The organism is Streptomyces sp. RLB3-17 (genome assembly GCF_007113425.2).
Classification (GTDB): Bacteria; Actinomycetota; Actinomycetes; order Streptomycetales; family Streptomycetaceae; genus Streptomyces; species Streptomyces mirabilis_D.
Genome location: NZ_CP041610.2, coordinates 3,610,123 through 3,631,666, shown reverse-complemented (window position 1 = coordinate 3,631,666; position 21,544 = coordinate 3,610,123). Strand labels below are relative to the sequence as shown.

The window sequence follows — 21,544 nt, the reverse complement described above, 5'->3', positions numbered from 1 at the left end:
CGGGGACTGGATCAGTCGTGCGAGTGCAGCGGCTTGCCCGCGAGGGCCAGGTGGGCCTCGCCCATTGCCTCGTTCTGCGTCGGGTGGGCGTGGATGAGCTGGGCGACCTCGGCGGGCAGCGCCTCCCAGTTGTAGATCAACTGGGCTTCGCCGACCTGCTCGCCCATGCGGTCGCCGACCATGTGGACGCCGACCACGGCACCGTCCTTCACCTGGACGAGCTTGATCTCGCCCGCGGTGTTGAGAATCTTGCTCTTGCCGTTGCCCGCGAGGTTGTACTTCAGGGCGACGACCTTGTCCGCGCCGTAGATCTCCTTGGCCTTGGCCTCGGTGATGCCCACGGAGGCGACCTCGGGGTGGCAGTACGTCACCCGGGGCACGCCGTCGTAGTCGATCGGAACGGTCTTGAGGCCGGCCAGACGCTCCGCCACCAGGATGCCCTCGGCGAAGCCGACGTGCGCGAGCTGGAGCGTCGGGACCAGGTCACCGACGGCGGAGATGGTCGGGACGTTCGTCCGCATGTACTCGTCGACCAGGACATAGCCGCGGTCCATCGCGACGCCCTGCTCCTCGTAGCCGAGACCGGCCGAGACCGGGCCGCGGCCGACGGCGACGAGCAGGACCTCGGCCTCGAACTCCTTGCCGTCGGCGAGGGTGACCTTGACACCGTCCTGGGTGTACTCGGCCTTCGAGAAGAAGGTGCCCAGGTTGAACTTGATGCCGCGCTTGCGGAACGCGCGCTCAAGAAGCTTGGAGGAGTTCTCGTCCTCGACCGGGACGAGGTGCTTGAGGCCCTCGATCACCGTCACGTCGGTGCCGAAGGACTTCCACGCGGAGGCGAACTCGACGCCGATGACGCCGCCGCCGAGCACGATCGCGGACTGCGGGACGCGGTCCAGGACCAGCGCGTGGTCGGAGGAGATGATCCGGTTGCCGTCGATCACCAGGCCCGGCAGCGACTTCGGCACGGAGCCGGTCGCGAGCAGCACGTGGCGGCCCTGGATGCGCTGGCCGTTCACGTCGACCGAGGTGGGGGAGGACAGTCGGCCCTCACCCTCGATGTACGTCACCTTGCGGGACGCGATGAGACCCTGCAGGCCCTTGTACAGGCCCGAGATGACCCCGTCCTTGTACTTGTGGACGGCCGGGACGTCGATGCCCTCGAAGGTGGCCTTGACGCCGAACTGCTCGCTCTCGCGGGCCTGGTCGGCGATCTCGCCCGCGTGCAGCAGGGCCTTGGTGGGGATGCATCCCCGGTGCAGGCAGGTGCCTCCGACCTTGTCCTTCTCGATCAGGGCGACGTCCAGGCCCAGCTGCGCCCCGCGGAGCGCCGCGGCGTAACCGCCACTGCCACCGCCGAGGATCACTAGGTCGAAAACGGTGCTGGCGTCGTTCGCCACGTCACGTCCTCCATGCATGTGCGCCACGCCGGTCTCCAGTGACCGGTCGGCGGCTGGTGTCCGGCCGCTCTTCTTCGGCCCTGTGGTGGGGGCCCTGTCCTGCCGAGAACCCATCTTCGCACTTGTCCGGAGCGTTCGAGACGCCGGGCCGGTGTGTGAGAAGTCGCACTGTCCGAATACGGGGGTACCTCCGCGCCCCGACAGGGGGCACGGAGGTACCGCGCGACCGGCCGCGCTTCACCCGCGGCCGTGAAGCACCTCTAGCCGAGATCGCCCGCGGCGGTCAGCTCGGCGAGCCGCACCAGCGTCCGCACCGCCGACCCCGTGCCACCCTTCGGCGTGTAGCCGAACGGGCCGGACTCGTTGAACGCGGGCCCGGCGATGTCCAGGTGCGCCCACGTGATGCCCTCGCCCACGAACTCCTTCAGGAACAGACCGGCGACCAGCCCGCCGCCCATCCGCTCACCCATGTTGGCGATGTCGGCGGTCGGCGAGTCCATCCCCTTGCGCAGGTGCTCCGGCAGCGGCATCGGCCAGGACTCCTCGCCGACCTCCTCCGCGGCCTCGACGACCGCCGTACGGAACGCGTCGTCGTTGGCCATCACGCCGAAGGTGCGGTTGCCGAGCGCGAGCACCATCGCACCGGTCAGCGTCGCCACGTCGATGATCGCGTCCGGCTTCTCCTCGGACGCCTTCCACAGCGCGTCGGCGAGCACGAGACGGCCCTCGGCGTCGGTGTTGAGGACCTCGACGGTCTTGCCGCTGTACATGCGCAGCACGTCACCGGGGCGGGTGGCGGAACCGGAGGGCATGTTCTCGGCGAGCGCCAGCCAGCCGGTGACGTTGACCTCGAGGCCGAGGCGCGCCGCGGCGACCACGGCGGCGAAGACCGCCGCCGCGCCGCTCATGTCGCACTTCATCGTCTCGTTGTGCCCGGCGGGCTTGAGGGAGATGCCGCCCGAGTCGTAGGTGATGCCCTTGCCGACGAACGCGAGGTGCTTGGTCGCCTTCGGCGAGGTGTACGACAGCTTCACCAGGCGGGGAGCGGCGGCCGAGCCCGCGCCGACGCCGAGGATGCCGCCGTAGCCGCCCTTCGCCAGGGCCTTCTCGTCCAGCACCTGCACCTTGATGCCGTGCTCCTTGCCGGCGGCGGTGGCGACGGCGGCGAAGGCCTCGGGGTAGAGGTCGTTCGGCGGGGTGTTGACGAGGTCGCGGGCGCGGTTGAGCTCCTCGGTCACGGCGGTGGCGCGCGCGAGGGCCGCCTTGTACGCCGCGTCGCGGGGCTTGCCGCCGAGCAGGGTGACCTCGGCGAGCGGGGCCTTGCCGTTCTTCGCGTCCTTGCCGTTCTTGCCGTTCTCCTTGTAGGCGTCGAAGGCGTACGCGCCGAGCGCCGCGCCCTCCGCCAGGACGCCCGCGTCGGCGGCGTCGGTGATCGGCAGGGCGAAGACGGCCTTCTTGGCACCGGCGAGCGCGCGGGCCGCGGCACCGGCCGCGCGGCGCAGCGCCTCGGCGCTGAACGTGTCGTCCTTCTCCGGGACGGCTCCCAGTCCGACGGCCACGACGACGGGCGCCTTGAAGCCGGTCGGCGCGGGCAGCTTCGTCACCTCGCCCTCGCCGCCGGATGCGCCGAGGGTCTCCAGGATCCCGGCGAGTGCGCCGTCGTACGCATTGTCCACGGCCTCGGCACCCGGTGCGACGACCGGGCCCTTGGCGCCCTTCGCGACACCGACGACGATCGCGTCGGCCCGCAGGCCGGACGCCGCGGCGGTGCTGAGAGTCAGAGCAGTCACTGTGGTGAGATCTCGCTTCCATTGTTTTGCTGCGGCCGAGTAGGGATGGGTCGACCGGGCCCTGACGAATGACCCTAGATCCGGCCTCAGGGAGTGTCTTTACCTGGGTGGCACATACTCGGGACGAGCCTACGCGCGCCGCCGGGTTTCGCTCATTCCTACGCTCGCTGGAAGTTCAGCCGAGGGAGAGCGCCACGAGGGCGGTGGTCGCCGCCGTCTCGGCGAGGCCGCCGAAGACGTCGCCCGTGATGCCGCCGAAGCGGCGGGTGCAGTGGCGCAGGAGCAGTTCGGCGCTCGCGCAGGCGGCGAGGACGGCCAGGGGGGCGCGTACGAGGTCGTACGTGCCGAGGAGCGCGCCGGCGCCGGCCGCGGCGACGGTGACGGCGAGGGCCACCAGCAGGGCGCCGCGCACGGGCACCGTGCCCGCGACCGCGGCACCCAGGCCCTCGGGGCGGGCCGGGGGCACCCCGGTGCGCGCGGCCAGGGTGAGGGCGAGACGGGCCGCGGTCGCCGAGACGACGGCCGCGAGCACACCCCGCGCCCACGAGGCCTCGTAGGCCTGGAAGAGCGCGGCGACCTGCGCCAGCAGCACGAAGAGCAGGGTGATCACGCCGAACGGGCCGATGTCGGACTGCTTCATGACGCGCAGCGCGTCCTCGGCGGGCTTGCCGCTGCCGAGGCCGTCCGCGGTGTCGGCGAGCCCGTCGAGATGCAGACCGCGGGTGAGCGCGGCCGGGACGGCGGCGGTGGCGACGGCGGCCAGCAGGGGGCCCGCGCCCATCGCGAGCAGTGTCACGCCCACCAGGGCCGCGCCCGCCCCGACGACCAGCCCGGCGACGGGGGCGCACAGCATTCCGCCGCGCGCCGCCTCACGGTCCCAGCGGGTGACCGTGACGGGGAGCACGGTCAGGGTGCCGAAGGCGAAGCGGAGGCCGTGGGGGAGAGGGGTCCTGGACACCGGCGCAGGGTACCCGGGGAGGTGGCGGGCCGACCGGGGGCGGGTGCGGCGGCCGGGTGTGAGAGCCGCGGATAAAGTGCGCAATATGGGTCATTGGTTGCAGAGGAACATCATCGAACCGGGAAAGCTGCCGCTTCTGCTGGCACTCGCCTCCTTCGTGCTGACCTTTGTGATCACCCGTGTCATCGTCCGCCTCATCCGCGCGGGCAAGGGTCCGTTCGGCAACGTCAAGGCGGGCGGTCTGCACATCCACCACGTCGTGCCCGGTGTCGTCCTGACGGTGATCGGCGGATTCGGCGCGGTGGCCAGTTCCCGGCACGGCTTCGGCGCCGCCCTGTTCGCGGTGGTGTTCGGGATGGGCGCGGGACTGGTGCTCGACGAGTTCGCGCTGATCCTGCACCTCGACGACGTGTACTGGAGCGAGGAGGGCCGCAAGAGCGTCGAGGTCGTCCTGGTCACGGCGGCCCTCGTCGGCCTGGTGCTCGCCGGGTTCCTGCCGTTCGGGGTCAACGACATTTCCCAGGAGGAACTCCAGGACCGGGGCGGGGTCATCCTGAGCGTCGCCGTGAACTTCGTCTTCGCCCTGCTCGCCCTGAGCAAGGGCAAGGCCCGCATGGCGATCTTCGGCGTGATCGTCCCGTTCGTCGCCCTCATCGGCGCCGTCCGGCTGGCCCGCCCGGTCTCTCCGTGGGCCAAGCGCTTCTACCGTCGCAGGCCGCGCGCCCGGGCCAGGTCGATGCTGCGCGCCTACCACCACGACCGCCGCTGGTTCGGCCCGCGCCGCAGGCTTCAGGACTGGATCGGCGGAAAACCGGATCCCGTCCGGCCCCTGCCCGGCCGCCGGTGAAGGCGACAGCGACGGTGGCGGTGGCGGTGGCGGTGACGCAGGATCGAGATCCCGTACAGCATGAAGACCGCGGCGAGCGCGGCGATGTGCTCCTTGCCCGCGAGGTTCCCCTTGAACGCCACCTCGATCACCATCGCCGCGACCACCCCCCACCCCGTCCAGTAGGCGCGATAGCGCCAGGCGACGAAGATGGCGAGGCCGACCACGGCCGCCGAGGGCCCGGTGTCCACGACCTGCGCGTCCGTCACGGGCAGCCCCAGCGGGTTGCCCGGGCTCAGTGAGATCGCCACGCGCGCGTAGAGCGTGCCGGCCAGCGTGGTGGCGTACGCGATGACGAGCATCCGCCACCAGCCCAGACAGATCTCGGCGATCCCGAACACGACGAGAAGTTGCAGCAGCGCGCCCCACACCGGCAGGTCGAGGGCCGGCACGAACAGGGAGAGCGGGGTGCGCAGCAGGGCGAGCCAGAGTGGCTCCTCGGCCCGCACGGAGCCGATGTCCTGCACGAACTGGAAGCCCCAGGGCTGGTTCTGCACGAACTGGAGGATGGCCGTCAGACAGACGGCCCCGAGCGTCACCGGCATCGCCCGCCATCGCTGTCCGGCGAGTGCCTCGCGCACGGTGACGTACAGCAGTCCCCATTCGGCGCGGGCGAGGCGGGCGAGGGTGTTCATGCAGCGGTCCCCATCCGTCCTGCTGTCCAGGTCCCCGTCCGGCAGGCTCTTCCCGTCTGTCCGGCCACCCTCATCGGTGCGACTCCAGGTGCCTGCGGTGCAGCCACTTCGGCAGTCCGGGTGCTTCGAGAAACCCCTCGGCGCGCGCGGCCGCGAGGCCGATGCGCAGCAGGTCCGCGCTCTTCTCGAAGAGCAGGAACCGGGGTTCCCAGATCGGCCGGTACTTGGCGTTGGCCCGGTACAGCGACTCGATCTGCCACCAGCGTGAGAAGAAGCTGAGCAGGGAACGCCACAGTCGCAGGACCGGTCCGGCACCGAGGCGTCCACCTCTTTCGAAGACGGAACGGAACATGGCGAAGTTGAGCGAGACCTGGGTGATCCCGATCTCCTGGGCGCGGCGCAGGAGTTCGATCACCATGAACTCCATCAGCCCGTTCTCGGCGTCCCGGTCACGCCGCATGAGATCGAGCGAGAGCCCCCGCGGCCCCCACGGGACGAAGGACAGCAGCGCCCGCAACTCCCCCTCTCCGTCCGTGCATTCCAGCATCACGCACTGCCCGTCGCTCGGGTCGCCGAGCCGTCCGAGCGCCATGCTGAACCCGCGCTCGGTGGCCCCGTCCCGCCAGTCGTCGGCGCGCCGCAGGAGGTACGCCATCTCGTCGGCCGGGATGTCCTCGTGCCGCCGGATGCGCACCTCGTACCCGGCCCGCTTGACCCGGTTGTAGGCCTGGCGGACCGTGCGCATGGCGCGTCCCTCGAGGGTGAACTCGGCGGTCTCGACGATCGCCTCGTCACCGAGTTCGAGGGCGTCGAGCCCGTGCCGTGAGTAGACGGTCCCCGCCTCCTCGCTCGCTCCCATCACCGCCGGGATCCAGCCGTGCGCGCGGGCCTCGGCGAGCCAGGGCTCGATGGCGCCGGGCCACGCCTCCGGGTCGCCGATCGGGTCGCCGGAGGCCAGCGAGACCCCGCCGACGACGCGGTAGGCGACCGCGGCCTTGCCGGTCGGCGACCAGATCACGCTCTTCTCCTGGCGCAGCGCGAAGTAGCCCAGCGAGTCGCGGTCGCCGTGCCGGTCGAGCAGGGTGCGCAGCCGTTTCTCGTCGTCCTCGGTGAGCGGGTCGACGGCGCGGCGGGAGCGGAAGGCGGCGTAGAACACGGCGAGGACCAGCAGGGTGCTGAGCACGTTGATGGTGACGTTGACCCAGTTGGCGATCTCCAGGCCGCGGAAGCGGGAGTCGTCGGCGGCGACGGAGACCAGTCGCAGGGCGCCGTAGCGCCAGCGGTCCCAGAAGGTCGAACGGTAGGCGTCCTGCGCGCTGTTGGTGACCGTCACCAGCAGCGCGGCGAGCAGGGAGGCGACGAGCAGTCCGCCGACGGCGACGGCCGCGGCGAGCTTGGGGTTCGACCGGTCGCCCTTCGCGTAGAACTCCCGGCGGCCGGCGACGAGCGAGACGACGAAGGCGGCGGTCAGGGCGATGGAGACCCAGTTCTGGGCGTACTGGCGGATCTCCGGGAACGTCATCGCGACGGCGAACAGCATCAGGAACAGTCCGCTGAGCACGAAGTTCAGGATCCACGCGGCCCGTTTGCGGCGACGCATCGTGATGGCCAGGAACATGGTGAACACACCCGAGGCGAATCCCGCCGTCAGCAGGTACGGGGTGAAGAGGTTCTCGGTGTTGTGGCGCCGTACGTCCTGCCCGAGCGACACCCACGCGGCGCTCAGGAAGTTGATGAACGCGACGGCCCGCAGGTACCAGACCGCGAAGGCGGCGGCTCTGCGTGACGCGCCCGTGGACAGGTGGTCCCCTTCAGCCTGACGGGCCGGGACCCGCTCCTGGTCAGCGGCAATTCGGGCATCTCCCATAAAGGGCGATGATATGGGGCGGGGTGCGTCGTGCGGGGGAGGGGCGGTACGGGTGATGCGGGCCGGGGATTTGTTGCGGGGTGGGTTTCGCCAGTTCTTCGGCCGCGGGCCGGTGGGGGCTGCTCGCGCAGTTCCCCGCACCCCTGAAAGCCTCGGGGTGGACGGCGTTCGAGGGCGAGGCCGGAGGCTGCCCCACCCACCCCGGCCCGCATCCTTCAGCCCGTCCGGCGTTCGAGGGAGCGGAAGTTCACTCGTTCTGGTCGGAGACCTCGGGCTCGGCCTCGGGCTCGGGCTCGGGGGTCGGAGTTTCCGGGAGTTCGGCCGAGAGGGCGGCGGCGGCCTGGACGAGGGGGAGGGCGAGGAGGGCTCCCGCGCCCTCGCCGACCGTGACGCCGTGGTCGAGGAGGGGTTCGAGGGCCATGCGGTCCAGGGCCTTCGCCTGGGCCGGCTCGCCGCTGTTCTGGCCGGCCAGCCACCAGTCCGGCGCCCGGAAGGCGACCCGCTGCCCCACGAGGGCACACGCGGCCGAGACGACCCCGTCGAGGATCACCGGCATCTTGCGCACCGCGCTCTGCAACAAGAACCCCGTCATCGCCGCGAGGTCGGCGCCGCCCACCACCGCGAGCAGCTGCAGCTGATCCCCGAGCACCGGCCGAGCCCGCCGCAGGGCGTCCCGCACGGCCGCGCACTTGCGCATCCACGCGAGGTCGTCGATGGGCCGTCCGCCCCGCCCGGTGACCACGGACGCGTCGGTCCCGCACAGCGCAGCGACCAGCACGGCCGCCGCGGTGGTCCCGCCGACGCTCACATCGCCGAGCACCACCAGATCCGTACCGGAGTCCGCCTCCTCGTCCGCGACCGCGACCCCCGCCCGGAACGCGGCCTCGACCTCCTCCGGGGTCAGCGCGTCCTCGACGTCGATCCGCCCCGACCCGCGCCGCACCCGATGCCGTACGACCTCCGCGGGCAGCTCCTGCGGATCGCAGTCCAGCGCCATGTCGACGACCCGTACCGGCACGCCGAGCCGGCGCGCCAGCACCGCCGCGGGGCTCGCGCCCTCCAGGACCGCCCGCACCAACTGGTCGGCGGTGCCCGCGGGCCGCGCCGACACACCGAGTCCGGCGACCCCGTGGTCGCCCGCGAACAGCACCACGCGCGGGTGCTCGATCGGCCGCACCGGCACCGCGGACTGCGCCGCCGCCAGCCACTCACCCAGTTCGTCGAGGCGGCCCAGCGCCCCGGGCGGCACGATCTGGCGCTCCCGGCGCGCCTCGGCGTCCCGGCGCACGCCTCCGTCGGGGCGCTCGATCAGATCGGTGAAGTCGTCGAGATTAAGCGAGCTCATTCGCCGAACAGTACCGGCAGCGATCGAACACGTCCGCGCCACGTCGGTGCACCCCGGATCACGATCCGCTACGTACCGTTTGTGTCGGATTGTCGTACGGCTCGTTCGCGTGCCCCGCCGTCCCCCCACCCTGCCGTCCCCAGGAGCGTCCATGCCCCCCACGCCACCCCCGAGCGCCGATCGCCGCGCCGCCTACGCGGCCGAACTCGCCCAAGGCACCGACCGGTTCCACGAACCGCGCCGGGAGGACTGTCCCTGGTGCGGCTCGAAGCGGCTGCGCACCCGGCTGCGGACGCCGGACCAGGTGCAGCGCAAGCCCGGCACGTTCGTCGTCGACGAGTGCGCGGAGTGCTCCCACGCCTTCCAGAACCCCCGGCTCAGCGCGGAGGGGCTGGCCTTCTACCACCGGGACTTCCACGAGGGCCTCGACGGCCTCACCGACCGGCTCCTGGGCGCCCGCGGCAGCAGAGGGCGCCACCGGGCCGCCGCCCGCGCGCTGCTCCGCCACGCCGAGCCGGAGAGCTGGCTCGACGTCGGCACCGGGCACGGGCACTTCCCGGCCGTCGCCCGGGAGGTCCACCCGTACACGTCCTTCGACGGCCTCGACCCCACCCGGCGGGTCGAGAAGGCGCGGGCGGCCGGGCACATCGAGGAGGCCCACCGCGGCCGGCTCACCGATCCCCGGATCATCGGGCGGCTGAGCGCCCGCTACGACGTCGTGAGCATGTTCCACCATCTGGAGCACACCCGCGACCCGCGCGAGGAACTGCGCGCCGCCCTGACGGTCCTGCGGCCGGGCGGCCACCTCCTCGTCGAAGTGCCGGACCCCGACTGCGCGTTCGGCGCGCTGCTGGGCAGGTGGTGGGTGTCGTACGGCCAGCCGCGCCATCTGCACCTGATGCCGCTGTCCAACCTGCTGGGCGAACTGGAGTCCCTCGGCTGCGAGATCGTCGCGACGGACCGCCGCGAACCGCACATCCCGTACGACCTCGCCGGCGCCCTCGCGCTGGCCCTCGGCCGGGTCCTGCCCGATCTCGACGCTCCCTGGCGCCCCACCCCGCCGACCCAGTTCCAGCGCGCCCTGCACACGGTCCTGGCCCGGGCGAGCGTCCCGCTGCTCGCCTCGGCCTCCGCCCTGGACCACGCGATGGCCCCGGTCTTCCGCCGCACCCGCTTCTCGAACGCCTTCCGGATCATCGCCCGCAGAAAATCCTGAGCCCTGGTCAGCCCTGGTCGGCCTCGGTCGGCTCCGGTCAGCCCCGCAAGGCCAGCGCCTGCCCCGCCACCACCAGCAGCACGTGCTCGCACTCCGCCGCGAACCCCGCGTTCAGGCGGCCGAGTTCGTCGCGGTAGCGGCGTCCGGAGGCGGTGGCGGGGACGATGCCGGAGCCGACCTCGTTGGAGACGGCGACGAGGGTGCGGCGCGTGTTGCGGACGGCGGTGGTGAGTTCCTCGACGCGGGCGCGCAGCGCGCGTTCGCCGCCGCCGGCCCACTCCGCGTCGTCCCACGCGTTCACGGAGTCCATCGCGTCCGTGAGCCAGAGGGAGAGGCAGTCGACGAGGAGGGGAGGCCCGGAGCCCTCCAGGAGCGGCACCAGGTCGCAGGTCTCCACCGTCCGCCAGGAGCCGGGCCGCCGCTCACGGTGGGCGTGCACGCGCGACGCCCACTCGTTGTCCCCGTTGCGGGACCCGCCCGTCGCCACGTACTGCACCCCGGGGAAGGACTCCAGACGCCGTTCCGCCTCCACCGACTTGCCCGAGCGCGCCCCGCCGAGCACGAGGGTGCGGCGCGGTACGTCGGGTACGTCCTCGTAGACGCCCACGTCCAGCGTCGTCCCGTCCGGCACCGCCCGCGCGCCCGCCGCCGCGAGCCGCCGCCGCAGTTCGGGGCCCGGCGGCACGTCGTGGTCGAGGTGGACCGCGACCACGTCCGTCGTCGGCCCGACGGCCCCGACCGCGCGCAGCTTCGCCAGGGCGTCCGGCCGCCCCACCACATCGGCGACCACCATGGCGTACGAGTCGCCGTTCTCCTCAAGTCCCGCGGGCGCCGCGCCCGGCGGCAGATACAGCAGCCGCTGTCCGTCCGGTCCGGTCACCGCGTACCCCGTGCCGGGCGAGTCCATCGGCACCGCCCGCACCCGGTGTCCGGTCAGCAGCGCCAGCTCGCTGCCGTCGGGAACCCGTACGGGCTGCGGGAGCCCGGCCGGCACCTCGACGGCGGGCCCGTCGTGCGGATGCGAGAGCAGCACCTGCCGTACACCGCCCAGCGAGTGCCCGGCGCGGGCCGCGGCGAACGCGGCGCCGGGCGTGAGGTCGAGCAGCAGGGTGCCGTCCACGAGCAGCGCGGTGGCCGCCCGCGCGTCCTCGCCGAGCGCACTGGCACAGGCCGCACAGGGACAGTCGGGACGGGGCAGGCCCTCGGGGGCGCCGGTGCCGAGCAGAGTGAGTTCCACGCCCTGATTTTCCCGTGTCACCGTGGGTGGCGCGCGTTCGGGTACAGCGCTCGTAGGCGCGCGGCGCCGTTCACGACCCGCGACGCGTGCCGCGACTCGCGATCTTCTGTTCCGCACCCGGCGCAGCGCCTAGGCTTCGGACGGGAGCCGGATCTTGTGCGGCTTCCGCTGTGCAGTGTGCTCACACCTGGGAGGCGTACATGGCGGCATGGACGTGGCGGTTCGAGAAGTCCGACGGGACAGAGGTCCAACCCGCGGTACAGCCCGAGGAGTTCACCACACAGGGGGATGCGGAGTCCTGGATCGGCGAGGTCTGGAAGGACCTCCTGGAGGGCGGCGCGGACCAGGTGTTCCTCTTCGAGGACAGTACGAAGATCTACGGGCCGATGAGCCTGCACGCCGAACCGGAGTAGGCCGGCCGGGGTTGCCGGGACCGCTCCCGGCAACCCCGTTCACCGTGCGTCAACCCCTCGCCGCCGCCTTCACCCCGTACCTACTGCTCACCCAGCCGTACGCCGACCGTCCGCTCGGCCGCGCCCCGGACGAACGTCACCCGCGTCCGCTGGCCCGGCTTGTCGGCCGCGAGCGCCTCGGCGAGCGAGGTGAGGGTGGTGATGTCGTTCGTGCCGATCCGGGTGATGATGTCGCCGGGCCGGATGCCCGCGGTGTCGGCCGCGCCGCCGGGCTTCACCTCGACCACGGCGACACCCGCGGGCGCGTAGGTCTCGTCGAGCACGGTACGGCCGGTGATGCCGAGCGCGGCCCGTCCCGAGTCGGTGACCTTGCCGGTCCTGATGATCTGGTCGGCGATCGTCCGCACCATCGAGGCGGGGATCGCGAATCCGATACCGGGCGCCGTGCCGCCCCCGAGGCTCGGGTCCGTCGCGGCCAGCGTGGGAATGCCGATGACCTGCCCGTTCAGGTCGACGAGCGCGCCGCCGCTGTTGCCCGGGTTGATCGCGGCCGACGTCTGCACCATGTTGGCGATGGTGGCCCCCGTCCCGCCGCCGGTGCTGTCCTCGCTGACGGTGCGCCCGGTCGCCGACACGATGCCCTGGGTCACGCTGGACGACAGCCCGAGCGGCGAGCCCATCGCCAGCACGATCTGGCCGACCTCGACCTTCTCCGAGTTCCCGATGGTGGCCGCCTTCAGCCCGCTCGGCACCTTGTCGAGCTTGATGACGGCGAGGTCCTGGGCCGGGTAGGTGTACACGAGCCTGGCCGTCAGTACGTTCTGGCTGTTGGCCGTCGTCACCCTGAACGTCTTCTCGCTCCCGACCACGTGCGCGTTGGTGACGATGTGTCCCTGGCCGTCGTACACCACCCCCGAGCCCAGTTCGTCGCTCGCCTGGATCTGCACCACCGAGGGCAGGACGTTCTTGATCACCTTCAGGTACGCGTTCTGCAGGTCGTCGGCCGCGAGCGGGACGACGGCCTGCGTCGTGCCGTCCTTCGTCCCGTCCTTCTTGGCGGGCGACCCGGCGTCGGAACAGCCGGAGAGCAGGGCGGCGGCGCAGGCGAGGATGGCGATGACGAGGGCGGGTATGGGGAGCAGCGGACGCGACACGGGGGCACGGGTGGCAGCCATGTCCAGAGTGTCCCTTTCGCGGCTCTGTCGCGGCTCGCGATGCAGGGCCGAACAGGGGGCGATCAGGCAGCGATCAGTCCTGTACGCCGCAGGGATCGATCAGCCGCGTACGCCGCAGAGATGCAGCAGGGCCGCCACCTGGCGATAGGGGTCCGTCCGCCCGGCCCGCTCCTCCGCGGCCAGGAGAGTCGCCACGTCCTCGGGGACGGGGGTCCCGTCGGGCGCCGTGTCCGTGAAGACCCGCACGCCGTACCAGGCGTGCAACGCCGCCCCGATCCCCGCGAGCGTCGACGTCAGCGTGGCGAGCCGGTCCGCGCGGACGGCGAGGCCGAGCCGATTGACGTAGGCCTCCGTGTCGAACGCGGCCAGGGTCGCCGTCCAGTCGCCGGACAGGCCCGGCCGCATGGCCAGCGCGTCGGCGTTGCGCACCAGCAGCGAGAGGAGCCCGCCCGGGGCCAGCATCCGCGCCAGCCCCGCGAGGAGCGGGTCCGGCTCCTCGACGTACATGAGTACGCCGTGGCACAGCACCACGTCGAAGCTGCCGGGCAGGAAGTGCACGCCCGTCTCGCGGCCGTCGCCCTCGATGAGCCGCACCCGGCTCCGGATGCCCTCGGGCTCGGCGGCCAGCGCCTCCCGGGCCACGGTGAGCATCTTCGGGTCCTGCTCGAGGCCGGTCACCTGATGGCCGGCCCTGGCCAGCCGCAGCGCCTGCGTGCCCTGGCCCATTCCGACGTCGAGCACCCGCAATCGCTGCCCGACCGGGAACCGGCCGGCTATCTGCTCGTCGAGCTGCCGGGCCACCAGCTCCTGTCGCACGACATCACGCAGCCCGCCCAGCTTGCTCAGCCAGGCATCCGCCGCGCCCCCGGAGAACGATGTCGTGCTCAGGGCCGCTCTCCGCGCTTGACCTGCGGCTTCGGCAGCCGGAGGCGACGCATCTGGAGAGTGCGCATCAGCGCGTAGGCGACCGCGCCCTTCTTGGGCACGTCGGGGAAGCGGGCGGCCAGCTGCTTCTTCAGGCGGATCGCGATGCCGATCGAGTCGACCACGATCATCACGATCACCACGAGCCACAGCAGCAGCGCGATGTTCTGCAGCGAGCCCACCCGCACCATGCTCAGCACGAGGATGACCACGGCCATCGGCAGGAAGAACTCCGCGACACAGAAGCGCGAGTCCACGAAGTCGCGAGCGAACTTGCGCACCGGCCCCTTGTCACGGGCGGGCAGATAGCGCTCGTCGCCGTTGGCCAGGGCCTGGCGCTGCTTCTCCATCTGGACACGGCGCTCGTCGCGCTGCCGCTTGGCCGCCTCCTTGCGCGTCGTCGGCGTCTGGGCGACGCTACGACGCTGGGTCTGGGCCTCACTGCGCTTGGGCGTGGGGCGGCCCTTGGGGGCCTGCGGGTCACGGGTCTGCTTGGAGTCGGTCACCTGCGCCTTGTCGGCGGGGGCCTTCTCTTCCTTGGCACGGCTACGGAACACAAAACCCAAGGGTACGGGGTGCGGCGGCATGGACGTCGTTCGAGTGGGGAACGATCCGGCAACACCGTGCGTCTGTACTGGGACAGAGGGGACGTTGTGTACGGGTGGACCCCGAGTCCCACCTACTCCCTACGCCGGAGCGGTGCCGTACGCAGTCGTCCTTGGGGATGAGCGCATCCGTCCCCGAACAGTGCGGTAATGGATGCAGGGCCCGTACTGTGGGTTCTGTTGCAGTACCTGGAGCTGGAGTCCGTCAGAAGGGGGCGCGCGAAGCCCATGAGCGGTGTCATGAAGCGTATGGGGATGATCTTCCGCGCGAAGGCGAACAAGGCCCTTGACCGGGCCGAGGACCCGCGCGAAACCCTCGATTACTCGTACCAGAAGCAGCTGGAGCTGCTGCAGAAGGTGCGCCGCGGCGTCGCGGACGTGGCGACCAGCCGCAAGCGCCTCGAACTTCAGCTGAACCAGCTCCAGAACCAGTCCACCAAGCTGGAGGACCAGGGCCGCAAGGCGCTCGCGCTCGGCCGCGAGGACCTGGCCCGCGAGGCGCTCTCCCGCCGTGCGGCGCTCCAGCAGCAGGTGACGGATCTGGAGACGCAGCACCAGACCCTCCAGGGCGAGGAGGAGAAGCTCACCCTCGCGGCGCAGCGGCTCCAGGCCAAGGTGGACGCCTTCCGCACCAAGAAGGAGACCATCAAGGCGACCTACACGGCGGCCCAGGCGCAGACCCGTATCGGAGAGGCCTTCTCCGGCATCTCCGAGGAGATGGGCGACGTCGGCATGGCGATCCAGCGCGCCGAGGACAAGACCGCGCAGCTGCAGGCCCGCGCCGGCGCGATCGACGAACTGCTCGCCTCCGGTGCGCTCGACGACCAGTCCGGTCTGGCCAAGGACGACATCCAGAGCGAGCTGGACCGGCTCTCCGGTGGTACGGATGTAGAGCTGGAACTGCAGCGCATGAAGGCCGAGCTCGCCGGTGGTTCGCCGCAGCAGGCGATCGAGGGCGGCACGGGACAGTCCACGTCGCAGTCCCAGCCGCAGGACACCCCGCGCTTCGACAAGCAGTGACCCACACCTAGGGCGCCTGAGGAGGGCGACATGATCGTACGGATCATGGGGGAGGGGCAGGTGAGGTTGGACGACAGCCACCTCACCGAACTGAACAAGCTGGACGACGAGCTGCTCGCCGAGATGGAGAGCGGTGACGAGGCCGGCTTCCGTCGCACCCTGACCACTCTTCTGGACCAGGTCCGCCGCCTCGGCGCTCCGCTTCCCGACGACGCCCTCGAACCCTCCGACCTCATCCTGCCGTCCCCCGACGCGACCCTCGAAGAGGTCCGCGCCATGCTGACCGACGAGGGCCTGATCCCCGGCTGACGGTTCCCTCCGGGGGTTGAGCGGGGGAGCTCCTCAGCTCCGGGGCCGCCCAACTCGCCCACGCAGTTCCCCGCCCCCTGACCGGGGCTGCGCCCCGCGTCCCCCGCCCAGTCCTTTGGCTGCGGGCCCGTGGGGGCTGGGCGCGCAGTTCCCCGCGCCCCTGAAAACCTCGGCTCGCCCTCGTTCCAGCCTGTCCGGCGTTTGAGGACGAGGCCGTTCCGCCCCCTGCAAGGGCCCCGTACCGTAAAACGGGTGAGCACTCTAGAGCGCACGAAGTGCAGACTCCGCGCGCACCCGATGGCACTGGACGCGACCCTGGCGGCCGGCGTACTCGTGGCGATGCTGGCCAGCTCCTTCGTCGACCCCCACGGGGAGAACGGAGCGACCTGGGGCACGCACACCCCGAACGTCCTCAGCCTCACCCTCATGGTGCTCAGCGCCGCCGCCCTCGTGTTCCGCCGCCGCGCCCCCAGATCCATCCTCGCCACGACCGGAGCCTTCTCCGCCGTGGAACTGGTCGCCAGCGACCCCAGAGCCCCGGTGGTGATGTCCGCCGTCGTCGCCCTCTACACCGTCGCCTCGGCCACGGACCGCCCCACCACCTGGCGCGTCGGCCTGCTCACGATGACGGTGCTGACGGCCTGCGCGATGCTGGTCGGCCCCCTGCCCTGGTACGCGCAGGAGAACCTCGCGATCTTCGCCTGGACGGGCATGGCCGCCGCCGCGGGCGACGCCGTACGCAGCCGTCGCGCCTTCGTGCACGCCATCCGCGAACGCGCCGACCGCGCCGAGCGCACCCGCGACGAGGAGGCCCGCCGCCGCGTCGCCGAGGAGCGGCTGCGCATCGCCCGCGACCTGCACGACGTCGTCGCCCACCACATCGCCCTCGTCAACGTGCAGGCCGGAGTCGCGGCCCATGTGATGGACAAGCGCCCCGACCAGGCCAAGGAAGCCCTCGCGCACGTCCGCGAGGCCAGCCGCTCGGCCCTCAACGAACTGCGCGCCACCGTCGGCCTGCTGCGCCAGTCCGGCGACCCCGAGGCCCCCACGGAACCCGCCCCGGGCCTCGCCCGCCTCGACGAACTCGCCGACACCTTCCGCAACGCCGGACTCCCCGTGGAAGTCGCCCGCGCCGACCACGGCACCACCCTCCCCGCCGCCGTCGACCTCGCCGCGTACCGCGTCATCCAGGAAGCCCTCACCAATGTGCAGAAACACGCGGGCCCGGAGGCGAAGGCCGAGATCAGCGTCGTACGCGTGGGACCGAACGTGGAAGTGACCGTCCTCGACAACGGACCTGGGCAGGACGACGGCCCGGAGGAGGGCGGCGGGCACGGGCTGCTCGGGATGCGCGAGCGGGTCACCGCGCTCGGCGGCACCTGCACGACCGGTCCCCGCTACGGAGGCGGCTTCCGGGTCCATGCGATCCTTCCGGTCAAGAACCGCACCGCGCCCGCCCTGGGGGACTCCGCATGACCATCCGTGTCCTGCTCGCCGACGACCAGGCGCTGCTGCGCAGCGCGTTCCGTGTCCTCGTCGACTCCGAGCCCGACATGGAGGTGGTCGGCGAGGCGTCCGACGGCGCGGAGGCGCTGCGGCTCACCCGGGAGGTCCGCGCCGACGTGGTGTTGATGGACATCCGGATGCCGGGCACCGACGGCCTCGCCGCCACCCGGCTGATCAGCGCCGACCCGGGACTCGCACACGTACGGGTGGTCATGCTGACGACCTTCGAGGTCGACGAGTACGTGGTGCAGTCGCTGCGGGCCGGCGCCTCCGGCTTCCTCGGCAAGGGCGCGGAGCCGGAGGAGCTGCTGAACGCCATCCGGATCGCGGCGGGCGGCGAGGCGCTGCTGTCCCCGGCGGCCACCAAGGGGCTGATCGCCAAGTTCCTCGCCCAGGGGGACGGTTCGGACGAGGGCCGGGACTCCGCCCGGGCCGAGCGGCTCGAGGCGCTCACCGGGCGCGAGCGCGAGGTGCTCGTCCAGGTCGCGGGAGGACACTCCAACGACGAGATCGCCGAGCGGCTGGAGGTCAGCCCGCTCACCGTGAAGACCCATGTCAACCGGGCCATGGCCAAGCTCGGCGCCCGGGACCGGGCCCAACTCGTCGTCATCGCCTACGAGTCGGGCCTGGTACGCCCGAGGGTGGAGTGATCCTGGTACGCCCGAGGGCGGAATGGTCTCCGCGTTACGGCAGCGCCAGCATCCGCTCCAGCGCCAGCTTCGCGAACGCCTCCGTCTCCTTGTCCACCTCGATGCGGTTGACCAGGTTGCCCTCGGCGAGGGACTCCAGGGTCCACACCAGGTGGGGGAGGTCGATGCGGTTCATGGTGGAGCAGAAGCAGACCGTCTTGTCGAGGAAGACGATCTCCTTGTCCTCGGGCGCGAAACGGTTCGCCAGGCGGCGGACCAGGTTCAGCTCCGTGCCGATCGCCCACTTGGAGCCGGCCGGGGCGGCCTCCAGGGCCTTGATGATGTACTCCGTGGAGCCGACGTAGTCCGCCGCCGACACGACCTCGTGCTTGCACTCGGGGTGGACGAGGACGTTCACGCCGGGGATGCGCTCGCGGACGTCGTTCACCGAGTCCAGCGAGAAGCGGCCGTGGACCGAGCAGTGGCCGCGCCACAGGATCATCTTGGCGTCGCGCAGCTGCTGCGCGGTGAGGCCGCCGTTCGGCTTGTGGGGGTTGTAGAGGACGCAGTCCTCCAGGCTCATCCCCATGTCGCGGACGGCGGTGTTGCGGCCGAGGTGCTGGTCGGGGAGGAAGAGCACCTTCTCACCCTGCTCGAACGCCCACTCCAGGGCCCGCTGGGCGTTGGAGGAGGTGCAGATCGTGCCGCCGTGCTTGCCGGTGAACGCCTTGATGTCGGCGGACGAGTTCATGTAGGAGACGGGTACGACCTGCTCGGCCACCCCGGCCTCGGTCAGCACGTCCCAGCACTCGGCGACCTGCTCGGCCGTCGCCATGTCGGCCATGGAGCAGCCGGCGGCGAGGTCGGGGAGGACCACCTTCTGGTCGTCGGACGTCAGGATGTCCGCGGACTCCGCCATGAAGTGCACACCGCAGAAGACGATGTACTCGGCCTCCGGGCGCGCGGCGGCGTCGCGGGCCAGCTTGAAGGAGTCGCCCGTGACGTCGGCGAACTGGATGACCTCGTCGCGCTGGTAGTGGTGGCCGAGCACGAAGACCTTGTCCCCGAGTTTCTCCTTGGCCGCGCGGGCCCGCTCCACGAGGTCCGGGTCGGACGGCGAGGGCAGGTCTCCGGGACACTCCACGCCGCGCTCGCTCCTCGGGTCGGCCTCGCGGCCGAGCAGCAGTAGGGCGAGGGGCGTCGGCTGTACGTCGAGCTCCTGGGTCTGGGCGGTGGTCACGACACGCACCCTTTCTGTTCTGCGGCTCGCTTGGATCACGGGGGCGACCCAGCGGGACATTCGGACTAGCCTTTTCGTCGAAATGACGCTATCTATCATAACCGCTTCATGTCATGTTGACGATGCCCATAGTGTCGATGTGACGTGAATCCCGGAGGTTGTCCACAGGCCGCTGTCCGCTCTCCGGCGCGTGTGCGAGCATGGGAGGCGAGAACGGAAAGCCCACGGAAAGGCAGACTCTCGGCCCGGAATGAATCCGCGGCCCCGGCGGTTGCAATCGTCGGCAAGCAGTCTCCGTACAACCCGGGAGAGAAGCAGATGTCCGTATCGGACGAGAAGACCACCGTGAGCGACGGCATCATGCTGTCCGACGCCGCCGCGGGCAAGGTCAAGGCCCTGCTCGACCAGGAAGGCCGCGACGATCTGGCGCTGCGCGTCGCCGTTCAGCCCGGTGGCTGCTCCGGTCTGCGCTACCAGCTCTTCTTCGACGAGCGCTCCCTCGACGGCGATGTCGTCAAGGACTTCGGTGGCGTCAAGGTCGTCACCGACCGCATGAGCGCTCCGTACCTGGGCGGCGCCTCCATCGACTTCGTGGACACCATCGAGAAGCAGGGCTTCACGATCGACAACCCGAACGCGACGGGCTCCTGCGCCTGCGGCGACTCCTTCAGCTGAGCCCCGGCCAACTGCCGAACGCGTAACGCGTACGAAGGCGGCGTCCCCCTCCGACAGGGACGCCGCCTTCGCGCATCCGGGGCCATGCCTGAGCCGCCCTGACCGCTCCCGTGGCTACCGCGCCTGGGGCGTCTTCACCGAGGCGCCGGCCGGCTTGCCCTCCGGGATCGGCGTGCCGTCGGACCCGACGACCTTCCGGTCGCCGAGCGGCTGGTCGAGGTGCACCGTCTTCTCGTACACCTTGGCGATGAGGATGCAGACCTTGCCCTGCCACGGTGTCTCGGTCACCTTGACGGTCACCTTGTCCGTGCTCTCGCTCGCGGAGACGGAGTAGTCCGCGCACACCCCGCCCGTGAAGCTCACGGTCAGGTCCTTGCCGTCGGCCGTGTAGCCCTGCACCTTGACGTCACGGGACGTCGGCGCCGCGGTCGGCCGCGGGCTGGGGGTGGCGGTCGGCGTCGGTGCCGCGGTCGGCTCCGGCGAGGTCAGGTACTTCGGGGCGACCGCCGGATGCGTCACCGTGAAGGCGGAGTCCGTGCCCGTCGGCCGTACCTCGAACAGCCAGGACGGCACCAGTGTCTGGTGCCCGGACACGAAGTGCGAGGCCAGCCCGAAGACGGCCTTCTCGACGGCCACCGACTCCCGCTTCGGCACCGCCGTCGACGCACGGCACGGCGTCTCGTCACGGTCCTTCAGCGGTACGGCACTGGCGCAGCCGCCGGGTCCCACGCGCCCGCCGCCCGGCGTCGCGAGAGCGGCCTTGCCGTTCATCAGATCCAGGGTCCTGCTCGCGCTGATCACGGGATACGTGTCTCCCTCGACCGGCGTCTTCAACTGGCCGTTGCCGCCCACCACCTGGCCGTCCGGGCCGACTTGGACGCCGGTCGTCCAGCCATACGTGGGCAGGCCCCCGACCTTCGGGTCCGCGTTCACCACCCGTACGGCGCCCATGAGCTCGCTCGCGTCCAGCTTGGCGTCGTCCTGGCCCAGCGCCTTCAGCACGGGCACGGCGGCCTTCTTCGCGGCGGTCTCGGTCACCGCGTGGCTGCTCGGGGAGCCGGGGTCGCTCGTGCACACGGCGCCCTTGCAGTTGTCGGTGCCGGGCGCGTACCGGTTGAACGTCCAGGTCCCGGGGGCCCGCTGGTTCACCTGGAGGCTGGGTCCCGAGCCGTCCTTGTCCTGGCCGACCTTCCAGGTCTCGCCGGTGAGCTTCGGGGTGCCCGCGATGTCCAGGGCCTTCGCGAGGCGGGCCACCTCGGCCGCCGTGACCTCGCCCTTCGCCGCGTAGACGGGCGCGGAGTCCGGGCCGGCGGGCAGGGTGCCGTTCGCGTGGTAGGTCACGCCGTAGGGGTTGGGCTCACCGGGCGCGATATCGCCCGTACCGCCCGTGCCACCCGTACCGCCCTCGGTGTAGCCGTCGAGGACCAGCGGCGGGGGAGTGCCGTCGGCGCCGGGGCTCGCGGAGTGGTCGCGGTCGCTCCCGCCGCCGGACGCGGTCGCGGCGAGATAGGCCCCGCCGCCCCCGACGAGCAGCACCGCGGCCGCGACGGAGGCGACGGCCGCCGGGGAATGGCGGCGGCGCGGCTTCGCCGGCTCGCCGCCGTCCTCGGGGGGCTCGGGCGCTTCGGTCTCGGGTCGCTCGGTGCTCACCGCATCGCTCCTTCTGGTCGTACACCGCATCCCCTTTACGGGGGACAGCGATGGGACGCAGCGG

Annotated in this window: 20 protein-coding genes; 8 read left to right on the top strand and 12 right to left on the bottom strand. The window is 71.5% G+C overall.

Annotation, left to right across the window (positions count from 1 at the left end; all coding sequences use genetic code 11):
- Positions 1-11 precede the first annotated feature (11 nt).
- The 3 genes from lpdA to FNV62_RS16825 form a co-directional block, all read right to left on the bottom strand.
- Positions 12-1,400, bottom strand: a complete 1,389-nt coding sequence (lpdA, locus tag FNV62_RS16835) for a dihydrolipoyl dehydrogenase (RefSeq protein WP_054231578.1) — start codon at positions 1,398-1,400, stop codon at positions 12-14.
- 260 nt (positions 1,401-1,660) lie between these two features.
- Complete coding sequence (locus FNV62_RS16830) at positions 1,661-3,190, bottom strand: leucyl aminopeptidase (protein ID WP_060902034.1); 1,530 nt, start codon at positions 3,188-3,190, stop codon at positions 1,661-1,663.
- Between the two features lie 175 nt (positions 3,191-3,365).
- Positions 3,366-4,148, bottom strand: a complete 783-nt coding sequence (locus tag FNV62_RS16825; protein WP_143601414.1) for an adenosylcobinamide-GDP ribazoletransferase — start codon at positions 4,146-4,148, stop codon at positions 3,366-3,368.
- An 85-nt stretch (positions 4,149-4,233) separates the two neighbouring features.
- On the opposite strand from FNV62_RS16825, the gene FNV62_RS16820 reads away from it, so the two are divergent.
- Positions 4,234-4,995, top strand: coding sequence for a hypothetical protein (locus FNV62_RS16820; RefSeq protein WP_054231575.1), 762 nt, complete (start codon positions 4,234-4,236; stop codon positions 4,993-4,995).
- Here the strand turns inward: FNV62_RS16820 and FNV62_RS16815 are convergent.
- From FNV62_RS16815 to cobT, 3 genes are all read right to left on the bottom strand, one after another.
- Positions 4,938-5,669 carry a hypothetical protein gene (locus FNV62_RS16815; RefSeq protein ID WP_164331688.1) on the bottom strand — a complete coding sequence of 244 codons (732 nt, stop codon included), beginning with the start codon at positions 5,667-5,669 and terminating at the stop codon, positions 4,938-4,940. The genes FNV62_RS16820 and FNV62_RS16815 overlap by 58 nt on opposite strands.
- 70 nt (positions 5,670-5,739) lie before the next feature.
- Positions 5,740-7,536: a phosphatidylglycerol lysyltransferase domain-containing protein gene (locus FNV62_RS16810; protein WP_097284354.1), complete on the bottom strand. Its 1,797-nt coding sequence runs from the start codon at positions 7,534-7,536 to the stop codon at positions 5,740-5,742.
- A gap of 247 nt (positions 7,537-7,783) precedes the next feature.
- On the bottom strand, positions 7,784-8,881 hold the full coding sequence (cobT, locus tag FNV62_RS16805; RefSeq protein ID WP_097284353.1) for a nicotinate-nucleotide--dimethylbenzimidazole phosphoribosyltransferase: 1,098 nt from the start codon (positions 8,879-8,881) through the stop codon (positions 7,784-7,786).
- Positions 8,882-9,032: 151 nt separating this feature from the next.
- Between cobT and FNV62_RS16800 the strand changes: the two genes are divergently transcribed.
- Positions 9,033-10,097 (top strand): class I SAM-dependent methyltransferase, encoded by a 1,065-nt coding sequence (locus tag FNV62_RS16800; RefSeq protein ID WP_143601412.1) that lies wholly within the window; start codon positions 9,033-9,035, stop codon positions 10,095-10,097.
- A gap of 37 nt (positions 10,098-10,134) precedes the next feature.
- Here the strand turns inward: FNV62_RS16800 and FNV62_RS16795 are convergent, their stop codons facing one another.
- Positions 10,135-11,334, bottom strand: a complete 1,200-nt coding sequence (locus tag FNV62_RS16795) for a bifunctional adenosylcobinamide kinase/adenosylcobinamide-phosphate guanylyltransferase (RefSeq protein ID WP_143601411.1) — start codon at positions 11,332-11,334, stop codon at positions 10,135-10,137.
- A gap of 200 nt (positions 11,335-11,534) precedes the next feature.
- Between FNV62_RS16795 and FNV62_RS16790 the strand changes: the two genes are divergently transcribed.
- The gene (locus FNV62_RS16790; protein WP_054231569.1) at positions 11,535-11,747 is read left to right on the top strand and encodes a hypothetical protein; all 213 of its coding nucleotides are present in this window, start codon (positions 11,535-11,537) and stop codon (positions 11,745-11,747) included.
- An 80-nt stretch (positions 11,748-11,827) separates the two neighbouring features.
- On the opposite strand, the gene FNV62_RS16785 is transcribed toward FNV62_RS16790, so the two are convergent.
- The 3 genes from FNV62_RS16785 to FNV62_RS16775 form a co-directional block, all read right to left on the bottom strand.
- Complete coding sequence (locus tag FNV62_RS16785) at positions 11,828-12,922, bottom strand: S1C family serine protease (RefSeq protein ID WP_097284350.1); 1,095 nt, start codon at positions 12,920-12,922, stop codon at positions 11,828-11,830.
- Positions 12,923-13,021: 99 nt separating this feature from the next.
- Positions 13,022-13,723 carry a class I SAM-dependent methyltransferase gene (locus FNV62_RS16780; protein ID WP_097288901.1) on the bottom strand — a complete coding sequence of 234 codons (702 nt, stop codon included), beginning with the start codon at positions 13,721-13,723 and terminating at the stop codon, positions 13,022-13,024.
- A gap of 83 nt (positions 13,724-13,806) precedes the next feature.
- The gene (locus tag FNV62_RS16775; RefSeq protein ID WP_079089405.1) at positions 13,807-14,433 is read right to left on the bottom strand and encodes a DUF3043 domain-containing protein; all 627 of its coding nucleotides are present in this window, start codon (positions 14,431-14,433) and stop codon (positions 13,807-13,809) included.
- Positions 14,434-14,679: 246 nt separating this feature from the next.
- On the opposite strand from FNV62_RS16775, the gene FNV62_RS16770 reads away from it, so the two are divergent.
- The 4 genes from FNV62_RS16770 (at position 14,680) to FNV62_RS16755 (ending at position 17,936) form a co-directional block, all read left to right on the top strand.
- Positions 14,680-15,471, top strand: a complete 792-nt coding sequence (locus FNV62_RS16770; RefSeq protein ID WP_054231594.1) for a PspA/IM30 family protein — start codon at positions 14,680-14,682, stop codon at positions 15,469-15,471.
- 30 nt (positions 15,472-15,501) lie between these two features.
- Positions 15,502-15,780, top strand: a complete 279-nt coding sequence (pspAA, locus tag FNV62_RS16765; RefSeq protein ID WP_054231565.1) for a PspA-associated protein PspAA — start codon at positions 15,502-15,504, stop codon at positions 15,778-15,780.
- Between the two features lie 252 nt (positions 15,781-16,032).
- On the top strand, positions 16,033-17,256 hold the full coding sequence (locus FNV62_RS16760; protein WP_054231564.1) for a sensor histidine kinase: 1,224 nt from the start codon (positions 16,033-16,035) through the stop codon (positions 17,254-17,256).
- Positions 17,253-17,936 carry a response regulator gene (locus tag FNV62_RS16755; protein WP_060895957.1) on the top strand — a complete coding sequence of 228 codons (684 nt, stop codon included), beginning with the start codon at positions 17,253-17,255 and terminating at the stop codon, positions 17,934-17,936. Before FNV62_RS16760 ends, FNV62_RS16755 begins: the two co-directional genes overlap by 4 nt.
- 34 nt (positions 17,937-17,970) lie before the next feature.
- Here FNV62_RS16755 and nadA read toward each other — a convergent pair whose 3' ends face one another.
- A complete protein-coding gene (gene nadA / locus FNV62_RS16750; RefSeq protein WP_097288900.1) occupies positions 17,971-19,155 on the bottom strand; it encodes a quinolinate synthase NadA in 1,185 nt (394 codons plus the stop codon).
- Between the two features lie 318 nt (positions 19,156-19,473).
- Here nadA and FNV62_RS16745 point away from each other — a divergent pair, with 318 nt between their 5' ends.
- Positions 19,474-19,830: a HesB/IscA family protein gene (locus FNV62_RS16745; RefSeq protein ID WP_054231562.1), complete on the top strand. Its 357-nt coding sequence runs from the start codon at positions 19,474-19,476 to the stop codon at positions 19,828-19,830.
- Between the two features lie 114 nt (positions 19,831-19,944).
- Here the strand turns inward: FNV62_RS16745 and FNV62_RS16740 are convergent, their stop codons facing one another.
- On the bottom strand, positions 19,945-21,510 hold the full coding sequence (locus tag FNV62_RS16740) for a hypothetical protein (RefSeq protein ID WP_413083850.1): 1,566 nt from the start codon (positions 21,508-21,510) through the stop codon (positions 19,945-19,947).
- Positions 21,511-21,544 lie beyond the last annotated feature (34 nt).